Raw genomic sequence first — 13,073 nt, forward strand, 5'->3', positions numbered from 1 at the left:
AAAAATTAGTTATTCAACAACCTATAATAGAAATAAAATTCTATTGACATTAATTTATTAAAATGTTAATCTGGTTTTATTCAATTAAATTATGTTATATATTATTTTAATCAATTTTAATATGGAGGTTCGTTATGAGTTTAATTGGTCTAACTAAAGGTACAGATTTAGAAGAAAAAATTACTGAAATGTGGAAGGCAGAAGCAATAGGTGCTGCAACTTATCAAGCTTTTGCAATAGTGGCTCAGGAAAAAGGTCTACCTGAATTAGCAGATGAACTAAAAAAGATTTCTGCTGATGAGGCTCGTCATGGCGGATTATATGCATCACTAAATGGCCATACAAATGAAAATTTACGTGATGCTTTGAGTTCAATGTCTATTGGGGAAATCTCTGCAGGAGAAAAAATAAAAGAATTATCTAATATTCTTGATAAATTAGGTCTTAAAGAAGCAGCTCAAGCTGTACATACTGCTGGCGAAGATGAGTGTAGACATGGTGAGATTTTAAAAGAGTTGATTGAAAAATATTTATAGTGGATGAAATAATATAAATCTAACCTATAATTAATTTATCTATAATAAGCTCTATAAAAATATAAGTTTAATTCAAAATGCAAAAAATATAATAACACTAAACTTGAGATTTTGATTTGAAGCTTAAGTTTAGTGTTATTGCACACAATTATTTTTTAATTTTTATAACTCATCTCTAACAAGTCTTTTTGATCTCATCCTTCTATCAATTCCTTTTTTCTGAAATTCATATGAATTAGGCTTTTCCTTAATGACTATCTAAAATTCTTAAAAATTATTTTAAAAATCTTATTCTTATTATTCATATCTACAATTATATTCTTATATAGTTTTCGCACTGAAAATTTAAAGTTTCAAGTTAATGCTTATTATTTTTATTAAGTCACTTTAATCTTTCTAAAGTTTAACTACAAGCATGATTATAAATTTTATTCAATATGCACAGGTTCGAATAAATTTTATAAATAAAGAAAGCCTATGAGTATATAGTTAAATTAAAACATATGGAGGATTAAAATGAATTTATTAAAAAAATCGAAATTGATTATTATAGTTATTCTATTATTATCAAATATAATTCCATATAATACATATGCTTTACAAAACACTACCGCTCAACCTCAACTCAAAGTAGCTGTATTTATAAATAATTTTGAAGATTCATTTCTTTATGAGGTAAAGAAGAATTTAGAAGATATTCAAATTGAGAATTCAGGTAAAGTTCAATTTACTTTTTTTTATGCCAAAGAAAATCAAAGTATTCAAAATGAGAGCATTGAAAACGCACTTAATGAAGATTTTAACCTTTTTATAATACGTCCTATTAGTAAAAACCTAAGTGATATTGAAGGTACTTTTAACAAAATACAGCAAAACAATATTCCATTAATTATCTTATACGAAAAAACTCCATCGATAGTAAACTTACTTAGACCTTACCGCAATAGATCTATAATCCTTAATACGGATCTTGCTCAATCTGGTATTCTTGAAGGTAAAATTCTCGCCAATGCTTGGAATTCAAATAAAGGGTTTTTAGATAAAAATAAAGATAATATAATGCAATATATTCTTATAAAAGGTCCATCTGATAGCAATATAACAGCTCTAAGAAACAAATATTCAATTCAGGCAATAAATGAATCTGGAATAAAAACTCAGGAAATTTCATCAGTCACCTGTGATTTTCTAGAAGAATGCGCAAGAACTTCTGTAGAATCACTGTTTTTAAATTACAGTAATAAAATTGAAGCAATAATTGCTAATAATGATTCCATGGCAATAGGTGCTGTTAAAGGACTTCAAAAATATGGATACAATAAAGGAGATTCCTCTAAGTATATTCCAGTTGTTGGAGTTGATGCCTTACCAGAGGCACAAGAACTAATTGCAAAAGGATTTATGACTGGTACTGTTAAGCAAGATCCACGCGAACATGCAAATGCAATTTATTCTATAGGAATGAATTTAGTTTCTGGTGCTCCTCCTCTCAGCGGTACTAATTATAAATTTGATGAAACCGGAGTCGCAATTGAGCTGCCTTATTCTGAATATGTTAAATAATAATAACTTCTTTAATTACAAAAGCATAAATCTTTATCATTTATGTATATACTTGAATATTCTAAAATAATATTTTTATAAGGCCCTTATCTTTAGGGGCTTATTTTTCATAAAATTTTACTAGTACACACTAGCTTGTAACTCGTTAATAAACTTATCTAAAAAGATATTTACTTTATTTTTGTCTGACTGAGTTCCGTATAAATTAACGCTGAGTGTTGCCACATTGTCAAATGTTGATACAGCCAACTGAAAGTATGGATCATATTTGATTGAGCCTGTCATGTAAGCTTCGATAATATCACTATCACCAAATGCAAGCTGTTTTTCATCAATTATACCTATATTAGTAAAAGCAATTGGTGGATTCACAAATTTTTTCTCAACTATTCCTCTTGCAATCTTATAGGGAAAAATACCGAAAACTTTTTCTAGCATAGCTATCCTTTTAGCCTTAAAAAGATATTGCAGAATATCCCATGCCTCTGCTTTATAATTTTTATAATAACTATTTAGCATTTTACACCTCTATCATAAAATATACTCAGTATTATTTTACCATTTATATATAATTATAGCATATTCACTCAATGATATAATCTCTAATTTTTATTGTGCTTTTTATTTTATAATCTTAGAATAAATTTTATGTTTATACCAAACCTAATGATGAGTATTATGATTTAAAACAGTTACATGAGTTGGAGGATCATTTGATGAAGACATTTCAAAAAATAATATGGCTGTACAAAGCAAATACACCTTACAAACTAGATAATGAAATAATTACGATTCCAGAGTCTTATAAGCCATATACAGGTCCAGTTAGTAACTCATAAGCAGTCTAAAGAATTTAAAAATAGCGAGTATACTTTATAAGTAAACTCACTATTTTCTTAACTTAAATACGTTGCCTAAACAGCATTATACAACCTACTATCTATAAAACTTACCATTAGATTTAAAATTCATTTTTTCCTATCTTTTTTGCTTATAGCAACCAAAGCACATGCAATAAACAGCACCTACTGAAATTAAAATAGAATTACTCATTAAAATTCTCCTTCAAACTGCTATTTATAATTGACTATAACATATTTAAAAATATATCACGATTTACTCATCGAAAGTAATGTTTTCATTAATCGCTGATTAAATTATAAATCGAATGCTATTATTTCTCTTTCATAAATATTATATAAATCTTAAAATAACATTCTTTAATGTATTCATATCAAATGGTTTAGAAATATAGTCATCCATTCCAATTTCAATACATCGTTCTCTGTCTCCATTCATAGAATAAGCTGTCATAGCTATTATATTAACATGTTCTTTTGTCTTTATTTCTTTTTCTCTAATTATTCTAGTGGCATCGTATCCATTTAATTCTGGCATTTGAATATCCATGAGTATTAAATCAAATGTATTTTCTTTTAGCTTTTCTAACGCCTGCTTCCCATCATATACATACTCATATTCATATCCCAATCTATTTAGCATTTCACAAGTTATCTTAATATTTATTTCGTTATCTTCAACTAATAATATCTTTTTATTTTTACTTGATGCTATCCAAGTATTTTCTGTATTTAAATTATCATTATTTATATCCTCTGCATAATTCAATAAAAATTCTGCCGTAAAATAAAAGGTGCTTCCTTTATTTTCAATACTTTCAAACCATATGTCCCCATTCATTAGCTTTGCAATATCTTTTGAAATAGCAAGCCCTAGCCCCGTTCCATCATATTTTTTAGTGTAAGTCATATCTTGTTGGACAAATTTTTTAAAGATATCATTTTTGAATTCTTCTTTAATCCCAATACCTGTATCTTTCACTGAAAATTCTAATGTTAGCTTATTATTTGTAGTATTTAATTTCCTTACCTTAAACATTATTTGACCCATTTCAGTGAATTTAATAGCATTATTAATAATATTTATAAGTACTTGATTTAATCTAATTTCATCTCCTATTAAATCAAAATTTATATATGGATCAATATAGTAAAATACTTCTAAGTTTTTTTTACTGCATGCTATAGATAACTCTTTAGTAATCCTATCTAGAGTTTTTTTCATATTAAACGGCTTTAATGTAAGTTCAAATTTCCCTGACTCTATTTTAGAAATATCTAAAATGGTATTTAATATTCCTAGTAACAATCTTGATGAATTACTGAGCATGTCTAAATATTCTTTTTGGTTATTATTAAGTTCAGTTACCTTCAATAAGTCTATAATTCCTATTATTCCATTCATAGGAGTTCTTATTTCATGGCTAATATTTGCAAGAAATTCACTTTTAGCTTTGTTTGCCTTATCCGCTTCTTCCTTTGCTTTTTCTAGCTCCTTATAATTACTTCTTAGCTCTTCTTCTATTGCTATAAGTTCTTCATATAGAGCTGATATCTCTTCATATTTATCTCTTAACTCTTTTTCCACTTTTTTATTTTCTGTTATATCTCTAGTGATATTAGATGCTCCAATTAAATTTCCTTCAAAGTCGTAAATAGGTGAAACTGTTATTGAAACATCAATTAACTGCCCATTTTTCTTTCTTCTCTTAGATTCAAATCCCCTAACTCTTTCTCCATTTTTTATCTTTTTAATTATTTCATAAAAATCATTAATTTTCTCATCAGGAATTATGATAGATATGTGCTTTCCAATCACCTCTTCTTTTTTGTATCCATAAATATTTTCAGCACCTATATTCCAACTTGTTATAATTCCATCTAAAGTTTTTCCTATAATTGCATCCTCAGTATTTTCAACTAAAGAAGCTAATCCCCTAATTTCTGCTTCATTTTTCATTCGGTTTGATATATCTCTTATTATACTTAAAACAAATCTATCATTATTAATTTCTATTCCTATTGATTTGACTTCTACAGGAAAACTAGTACCATCACTTTTAAAGTGAATAGTTTCAAACTCAACATCACCCGATTTAGCTTTTTCAAACTGCATGATTGCAAGTTCAATTCTTTCTCTATTTCTTAATTCAAATATATTCTTAGAAAGTAGTTCTTCTTCAGTATAGCCATAAGTATCCACTGCCTTTCTATTAACCTCTAATATATTACCTTGACTTGAAAACAAAATTATTATGTCATTAGCATTACGTATAGCAGCTTCATATATTTGCAAATAATTATACTTTTTTTTATTAATATTTTCATTGGTTTCACTACTCATCTATCACCCCTCCTTAAATTCCGTAAATTAAATAACAAACGAATAAGATAGCATAAAATATAATTGTCGTTAGTATAGCATAAGCAGGCCTAATAGTTCATTTAATCATTTTTTAGCATTTTCTCAAGTTCCTCTTCACAAACTGGTTTACTGAAATAATATCCCTGAATTATATTACATCCTAAATTCATTAATTCATTAAGTTGCTCTTTAACTTCAACCCCTTCTGCTATGACCTTATACTTTAAACTTTTCGATAAGCTCAAAATACACTCTATTACTGCTCTGTTCTTATCGTTCCCAATATTATCAATAAAAGATTTATCTATTTTCAAAGTATTTATAGGTAGGATTGTTAAATAACTTAGAGATGAATATCCAGTTCCAAAGTCATCAATTGAAATATTTATACCTTTTTTTATTAGTTCATGTAAATCAGCAATTTTCTCATCATCTAATTCAATTAAAGTACTTTCGGTTATTTCTATTTCAATTAAACTTAGATGAATTTTGTTTTCTTCGCAAGTTCTTATTATTTTGTCTTTAAAATCTCTTTCTTTTATTTGAACCGGTGAAACATTTATACAGATATTATTAAATTCATACTTCCTCTCCTTAAGCTCTCTAATTTTACGGCATGCTTTCTCAAATACCCAATCTCCTATATCTACAATTATTCCAATCCTTTCAGCTATTGGTATAAATTCAGCTGGAGATACAAAACCGAGCTTTTTACTATTCCATCTCAATAGCGCTTCAAATGCGACTACCTTATTATCTAATGCATCAATTTGCGGTTGATAAACAATGGAAAATTCATTTTTCTTAATTGCTTCTTTTAATTCATTTTCAATTATTATTCTTCTTGTATATAACCTACTTAGAGCTTGTTCGAAAAAGGTGTATGTGTTTTTTCCATCTGCTTTAGACTTATACATTGCTAGATCTGCAAATTTTAGTAGATCATTCATATTATTGCTGTCTCTTGGGAAAATTGATATTCCCATGCTTGTTGTAATATACAGATGGTTTTCATTAAGTTCGAATGGATTCTTGCAATATTTTAAAATTGTATTGCACATCTCTTTAACTTTTTCTATAGAATTAATTCTTTCTATAATTACAATAAACTCATCACCGCCGACTCTATACAACTTCCCATAGTCCTTTATACACACATGTAATAATTGTGAGAATACTTTTAACATAAGATCACCATAGTCGTGTCCTAAGGTATCATTAATCGATTTAAAATTATCTAGGTCTATGAAAATTATAGCTCCTTCCTGACTCAGTTGAATATTTTTATCTAAGATATTTTTTATATCCATTAGAAACATATCCCTATTTGGAAGGTTTGTAAGAGAATCATGATACAAATTATCTGCAATTCCTTTTTCTCTTTCCTTTTCTTCAGTTATATCATTTACCAATCCAAATATACGAGTCACACCTTCATCTTTCTCTTTTATGCCATTTCCTTTAAACAATACCCACTTCAATTTATTATCTTTAGTAATAATTCTAAACTCGCTCACATATAAGGTCACTTTATCTGCAACAAAAAAATTTAAATCAGTCAATGCATCCTCTCTATCTTTACTTATAGCTACTTTTTCAATACAATCAATTAAACTGCTAAAATCTTTTGAGTTATAACCAGTAATTTCTTCCCATGCATCAGAAATAAAGAAACTGTCCTCCTTTATATTCCATTCCCAAACTGCTATATTAGCTTCATCTATTGCTTGTTTATATTTTTTTAATATTTCTTCATAATCCAAATCACTTTTTTCTATCTCCATAACAGATTTCTTTGCTCTCCTTAAAAATAAGTTCATTTGATTATCTTTCATGATTATAACCTTCTTTATGGTTGTTCAATTCTTTCATATACTCTACTATCAGATCATCTAAATGCTGGCTTATAGTTAATCCATTGTCTATATCTACGTTTCCATCAAGTGTGCAGCAAACTTCATTCAAAATTTCTCTTACAGCACTTATATTTTGATTCAATTCTGATAATTTGATTGTTTTTTCTTTAATATTCGTTGAATCAAATTCATACATACTTTCTTGATTTACAATTGTCCTATTTCTTCCACTAGCTTTAGCTTTATAGAGATTCTTATCTACTTTTGATAATAAATCATAAATATTCACATCTTCATCAGAAGCTTCGTACACGCCAAAACTTGCTGTTATTTTTATCTCAATACCATCATAATTGAAAGATGTATTTTCTAATACTTTTCGTATCTTCTCGGCAACTTTATACGCATTTTTAGCCTCAGTATAATTTAATATTATAATAAATTCTTCTCCACCAAATCTACCTACCCAGTCTGACTTACCTCGGACCGATTTCAATATTAGATCTGAAAAATCAATGAGTATTTTATCCCCTATAATGTGACCATATTGATCATTTACTTTTTTAAAGAAATCTATATCTGCCATAATTATCGATAAAGGCATTTTACTAATTTTCATGTAGTTAATATCTACAGGGAGTCTCTCATTTATATACCTTCTATTATATAATCCTGTCAATTCATCTTTAATTACCTTTTCATTCATTGAGATAATTAATTCTTCCACAAAGTCAGAATCCTCAGTCATCTTATGAAATACGCTTCCGATATTGGTAATATCCTTTAATATTTCTACAATATATATCTTGCCATTTAATTCTACTGGTGTTGCTGTGATTAAGACAATTTTTTCTTTATCATATTCTATTTTTACAAATGTATCATTGTTGTTATATGCTCGCATAGAAATACAGTTTTCACAAAATGTATGTTTCTTCCACAACAAATAGCATGTGCCATTTAGCCCTTGTAGCTCATTGTCCTTAACAAGAGCCGCTTTTTTATTTATTGGATCCACTATTCTTATAACATCATATAACTTTTTAAAAATAGATAGCCTTTCTTTTACTTGGTCTATTACTTCCATAAGATTCCCTCCCTTTTAAATTTAAAATCCTCTCAATTCCCCAAAACTTTGCTTATTAAATTCATATGTACTTCTTAAAACCTCTTTTAGAATTGTTTTTCTTATTACATTAATTCAAAAAATATATCCCATAGCTTTGAAATAACTTTATCGTTTATTCTTATATTTGATGTTATCATTTCATAAAGTAAATAATCCTCAAGCTTTTTACATTTAATCAAATAACTATTTATATTTTTAGTTATAAATTTATCATTATATTGAGGATTACCCATGATATCAAGAATGATTTTGTTTTCTTCAGCTATATAGAATTTATATTTTTCTCGTATTACATTTGCTATCTCTTCTGGTGGAAACATGTGGCATCTAAGAATAAACTTTCTCTTGGATATATCTAATATATAATACTCTATCTTCTTTTTTAATAGAGTATAAAGCTTTTCCTTAAGAGGCATATTCTTGTCCATTGTCTCAATACTCTCCATGTAATCAATATAATCTTTATAAATATAATCATAAATATAGAAAAACAAATCCTGCTTTGACTTATAGTAAAAATATATTGTTGATGCTTTAACTCCAACTTCCTTACAAATATCTCTAATATTAGTAGCCTCATATCCGTTCTCCAGAAAAAGTCTAAAAGAAGTATAAAATATTTTATCTCTTGTTGAATTTTCCAAAATACTTACCTCCATTTACAAATTTACTGAAAGTTTTTTAATAACTTTGTTATTATTCTCATAAATTACAAAATTATATATATAACGTTCGTTACATAAATCATATCACTGTATTTTTCCCCATTCAATTTATTTTGTACTCTATTTTTACTCATAATTCGACTCATTTTGAATGAGCACGACTTCTTTGGGAATGTAATCATATCACTATTCAAATACATGTATCTAACAATTATATTTTCTTTATAAATCTCAACCTTCTTAACTAATTTTTTCCTTGATTCATTCACGTCCCAGATTAAATATAAATTTATAAAGAATAAAAAAATCGCAGGCGACTGTGGAGCCGTAGATTTTTTTACGCATCTGCCTTTCCGAACGCATGTGAGGAAAATCTGGCAGGCGAATAAGATTTCTTTTTTATTCTTTTTCTATACAAAAACTAATTAAATAGCCTTCTTCATAAGTTATCCACAGATTCTATTACATTATAAATTCCCACAAGTGTTGATTAACCAAATTTTTACTTTAAATTATTAACTTATTTTTGATATTTTTCAAAAATAAGTTAATAGATATATAGACTTCGACCTTAAGACTTTTTTTAAGCAATTTTCTTACAAATTGAATTAGTGATAATTTAACATATTTTAAATTTTTAGTCGTTTCAACATAAGTAAATTGAAGCAAAACATAAGCTATCAATGATATGAAAAGTTGATTATAGACAGCATTTTCAGTTGTTCCAAATATTCTTTTTACATTCAAGTTTTGTTTTATAAATTTAAAGAAGGTTTCAATTTTCCAACGTTCCTTGTATATTTCTGCTATTTTTTCTGGAGTAATGTTCATTAGGTCAGTGCACACTTTTACTGATTTACCATAATAATCAGTAAATTCAACTACTCTAAATCTATTTTGAGTTTTTTTAGTCTCTTTTCCTAAATAACATGTAACATCTCGAATTACAGAAGAATTTTCTACTACTCCTAAACTTCTCAATTTCTTTGGTTTTGAAAGTATTGTATTATTTTTTATTCTTATAACAAAAGATTGTTTTATTTCTTTAAACATATCAAATCTCTCATGATTTTCATAAGCCCTATCTTCAACTAAAATAGAGTGTACATCTATTAAACCTTCACCTATCGGTCCATCATGCTTTTTAGCAATAGTTTCAATAACTTTTTGTGGTGTAAAGTCATTAATATTTAAAGATATATGAAGTTTTATTCCAGATTTCTTCCCATTAAATTTTGCCCATTTAAGACGGTTTTCACCTACGGTCACGGTAGTTGAATCAATTGCTATTAATTGTTTTGGCAAATTTAGAATTCTTCGCATTCTACGATTACATTTAGAAACAATAATCTCAAATAAAGTTTTAGAAATTTTGTAATCTACCTTAGAGGCTTTTTTAGAAATAGTTGAATAATCAACTGGTGTTAGCCCTACTGATTCCATATGCTCAACGCCATCCCTATAACTCTTATATTCATTCGTAGCTGCTGCAATAAAGAATTTTATTAAATCATATAATGTGAATTTTCTTGCAGTATCAACATATTCTAAAATTTCACTAAATTTTTCAACTTCCTTTTCACTTAAAAATGTTTGAAATATATCAAATATAGTGGTAGTATTTTTCATGAGGGCATTCTCCTTAAGTATTATTTTGGTTCGCACTTTAATATTACTACAGAATGACCTCATTTTTTATATATTTTCACTTCTATTTTTTGGTTAATCAACACATATGATAAATTCCTATAGAATAAAAAAAGCAGCACCAATTATTAGTGCTGCCTTATAAGCCTCTATGTTCTTAAGTTGAATTCTATAATATTTAACAAATTTTCAATTTCAAATGGTTTAGATATGTAATCATCCATTTTTGCCTTTATGCATTTTTCTTTGTCTTCCCGCATAGCATATGCGGTTATTGCAATTATTGGTATATGTTTTCCTTCTAATTCCTCAACTCTTATAGCCTGTGTTGTTTCAAAACCATTTAGTTCTGGCATCTGTATATCCATTAATATTAAATCAACTTTATTGTTTTTTAATATATTTATGGCCTCATTTCCATTATATGCTGAAATATATTTATACCCGTTACTCCTAATTATGTTTTCCATTACTTCTTGGCTTATTAAGTTATCTTCAACATATAAGATAACTTTATCCTCTCGATCATTATGTTGATTAAGCTTATCACTTTCAATGTTTTTTCTTTCCATAACTTGTTTTTTATCATTTGTTTTTTTAAATTCACATGTAAAAATAAATGTTGAGCCCTTACCAAAAGAGCTTTCAAAACTTATTTCTCCATTCATCAAATTAGCAAACTGTTTTGAAATTGATAACCCCAATCCTGTTCCCATATACTTTTTCATTGATGATATATTTCCTTGAGTAAAATTATTAAATATCTTATCTTTGAACTCATCATCTATACCAATCCCTGAGTCCTTAATCGTAAATTGAATTTTTTCACTATCACTATCTTCTGAAATCATACTTACTCTAAATGATATATATCCGTCATCTGTAAACTTTACTGCATTGCTAATTAGATTGGATAATATCTCCTTTAACCTCAGCTCATCACCAATAACTTCAAAATCTATGTTATGGTCTAAATAGTAACTTACTTCTAAGCCCTTAGAATTTCCAGTGACTAAAAGGCTATTATAAATACTATTTATAGTCTCTTTTAAATTAAACGGTTCCCTATTAATTCTAAATGTACCTGACTCTATTTTTGACATATCTAATAAATTATTAATAAGCCTAAGCACAGTATTTGCTGAATCATTTAATATTCTAATATATTTTTTTTGCTTTTCATTAATATCTTCTAACTTTAATAACTGTATAGCCGCCGTAATTCCATTCATTGGAGTTCTTATTTCATGGCTTATATTAGCCAAAAAAAATGATTTGGCTTTATTGGCTTCTTCTGCTTTCTGTTTTAACAATTCTAATTGTTCACACTTTTCTCGCAGATCCTTTTCTATTAGTTTCCTGTCTGTAATATCTTTATACATTGCTACTACTCCGAAAAAGAGATTATTATCATCATAAATCGGAGATGCTGACATTAAGACATTAACCAGGTTTCCCTCCTTGTCTATTCTGACAGTTTCATAATCTTTAATTACCTTTCCTTTGGTAATCATATCTATTAATTTTTGTGATTCATTTAATTTATCTTTTGGAATTAGCCGTCTCATATCATTTCCTATTATGTCCGCTTCCTTAAATCCAAACTTTGTCTCAGCGCCTTTACTCCAACGAGATATGTTCATTTCTTTGTCAAAAATCACAAATGGATCATCAAGTATATCTAAAGATATTGAAAATATCTTTGAATCTTTAAATAACCTTTCCATATCCGAAATATCTCTTATAATACTGACTGCCACATCTCTTGATTTCTTATTACTACAGACGGACCTTACTTCAACCGGAAATCTTGTCCCATCTTTTTTGTGATGATAACTTTTAAACTTTATTCCTCTATCTAAAGCTTTATTTAATTGATTTTGGGTGAATTCCCTGCTATCCTCATTTCTAAGGGTAAAGATATTTAAATTTACAAGTTCATCAAAAGAATACCCGTACATTTCAATAGCCTTTTTATTTCCATAAAGTATTTCCCCACTTCTGCTTACTACAAGAATACTCTCTAATGCATTATCTATAAAATCTCTTCCTTCTATAAACAACTTTTCATTTGATAATATGCCTTTACTTTTTATGAATGTGCAAAATATATACTTTTCAGCAAATTTACTGAAACTAACTTCATAAACAGTATCTCTAATGACTAATGTATAAATATTGTTATCAATTCTTTTTAAATAACTAAATAAATACTCTCTTAAATACATTTTAATTTCATCAACACAGTTATGGGGTAAGTTTTCACAGTCAAATTCCTTTCTGAAACTTTCATTTATAAATTTAACACTGAAATCATAAATAACTTGATTTGAATCAGTTAATGGTTCGTATATAGATATTATGTTATTAATATTATTTAAATATGATATTCCCTCTAATACTGAGCTAACCATAATTTACACCATCCCCTTATTATTTTTATAACACACTC

The 13,073-nt window shown here is 27.5% G+C and carries 10 protein-coding genes; 3 read left to right on the plus strand and 7 right to left on the minus strand.

Translation table 11 applies throughout. The features are described from left to right. Window positions 1-134: 134 nt before the first annotated feature. Together AXY43_RS03405 and AXY43_RS03410 are read left to right on the plus strand one after the other, a co-directional pair. Window positions 135-536 (plus strand): ferritin-like domain-containing protein, encoded by a 402-nt coding sequence (locus AXY43_RS03405; protein WP_023975507.1) that lies wholly within the window; start codon window positions 135-137, stop codon window positions 534-536. Between the two features lie 516 nt (window positions 537-1,052). After that, window positions 1,053-2,099: a galactose ABC transporter substrate-binding protein gene (locus AXY43_RS03410; RefSeq protein WP_087701709.1), complete on the plus strand. Its 1,047-nt coding sequence runs from the start codon at window positions 1,053-1,055 to the stop codon at window positions 2,097-2,099. 120 nt (window positions 2,100-2,219) lie between these two features. Here the strand turns inward: AXY43_RS03410 and AXY43_RS03415 are convergent, their stop codons facing one another. Then, window positions 2,220-2,618, minus strand: a complete 399-nt coding sequence (locus AXY43_RS03415; protein WP_181246144.1) for a hypothetical protein — start codon at window positions 2,616-2,618, stop codon at window positions 2,220-2,222. Window positions 2,619-2,815: 197 nt separating this feature from the next. Between AXY43_RS03415 and AXY43_RS28370 the strand changes: the two genes are divergently transcribed. Next, window positions 2,816-2,938: a hypothetical protein gene (locus tag AXY43_RS28370; protein WP_278337261.1), complete on the plus strand. Its 123-nt coding sequence runs from the start codon at window positions 2,816-2,818 to the stop codon at window positions 2,936-2,938. Between the two features lie 355 nt (window positions 2,939-3,293). Here the strand turns inward: AXY43_RS28370 and AXY43_RS03420 are convergent, their stop codons facing one another. The 6 genes from AXY43_RS03420 to AXY43_RS03445 form a co-directional block, all read right to left on the minus strand. After that, window positions 3,294-5,303: a PAS domain S-box protein gene (locus AXY43_RS03420; protein ID WP_105410978.1), complete on the minus strand. Its 2,010-nt coding sequence runs from the start codon at window positions 5,301-5,303 to the stop codon at window positions 3,294-3,296. A 101-nt stretch (window positions 5,304-5,404) separates the two neighbouring features. Beyond that, complete coding sequence (locus AXY43_RS03425; RefSeq protein ID WP_105410979.1) at window positions 5,405-7,159, minus strand: sensor domain-containing protein; 1,755 nt, start codon at window positions 7,157-7,159, stop codon at window positions 5,405-5,407. Next, window positions 7,149-8,267 carry a GGDEF domain-containing protein gene (locus AXY43_RS03430; RefSeq protein ID WP_087701712.1) on the minus strand — a complete coding sequence of 373 codons (1,119 nt, stop codon included), beginning with the start codon at window positions 8,265-8,267 and terminating at the stop codon, window positions 7,149-7,151. The genes AXY43_RS03425 and AXY43_RS03430 overlap by 11 nt, the downstream gene beginning before the upstream one ends. 104 nt (window positions 8,268-8,371) lie before the next feature. Continuing rightward, entirely contained in the window at window positions 8,372-8,953 is a 582-nt protein-coding gene (locus tag AXY43_RS03435; protein ID WP_039773368.1) for a TetR/AcrR family transcriptional regulator, read from the minus strand. A gap of 528 nt (window positions 8,954-9,481) precedes the next feature. Further along, window positions 9,482-10,603, minus strand: a complete 1,122-nt coding sequence (locus AXY43_RS03440) for an IS4 family transposase (protein ID WP_243099107.1) — start codon at window positions 10,601-10,603, stop codon at window positions 9,482-9,484. A gap of 167 nt (window positions 10,604-10,770) precedes the next feature. After that, window positions 10,771-13,035: a PAS domain S-box protein gene (locus tag AXY43_RS03445; RefSeq protein ID WP_023975515.1), complete on the minus strand. Its 2,265-nt coding sequence runs from the start codon at window positions 13,033-13,035 to the stop codon at window positions 10,771-10,773. Window positions 13,036-13,073: the final 38 nt, after the last annotated feature.

The sequence above is a fragment of the Clostridium sp. MF28 genome, from assembly GCF_002969175.1.
Lineage (GTDB): Bacteria > Bacillota > Clostridia > Clostridiales > Clostridiaceae > Clostridium > Clostridium beijerinckii.

Coding starts and splice junctions, on each gene's coding strand:
- AXY43_RS03440 (WP_243099107.1), bottom strand. CDS start 10,603: ATGAAAAATACTACCACTATATTTGATATATTTCAAACATTTTTAAGT.
- AXY43_RS03445 (WP_023975515.1), bottom strand. CDS start 13,035: ATGGTTAGCTCAGTATTAGAGGGAATATCATATTTAAATAATATTAAT.
- AXY43_RS03415 (WP_181246144.1), bottom strand. CDS start 2,618: ATGCTAAATAGTTATTATAAAAATTATAAAGCAGAGGCATGGGATATT.
- AXY43_RS03425 (WP_105410979.1), bottom strand. CDS start 7,159: ATGAAAGATAATCAAATGAACTTATTTTTAAGGAGAGCAAAGAAATCT.
- AXY43_RS03420 (WP_105410978.1), bottom strand. CDS start 5,303: ATGAGTAGTGAAACCAATGAAAATATTAATAAAAAAAAGTATAATTAT.
- AXY43_RS03430 (WP_087701712.1), bottom strand. CDS start 8,267: ATGGAAGTAATAGACCAAGTAAAAGAAAGGCTATCTATTTTTAAAAAG.
- AXY43_RS28370 (WP_278337261.1), top strand. CDS start 2,816: ATGAAGACATTTCAAAAAATAATATGGCTGTACAAAGCAAATACACCT.
- AXY43_RS03410 (WP_087701709.1), top strand. CDS start 1,053: ATGAATTTATTAAAAAAATCGAAATTGATTATTATAGTTATTCTATTA.
- AXY43_RS03405 (WP_023975507.1), top strand. CDS start 135: ATGAGTTTAATTGGTCTAACTAAAGGTACAGATTTAGAAGAAAAAATT.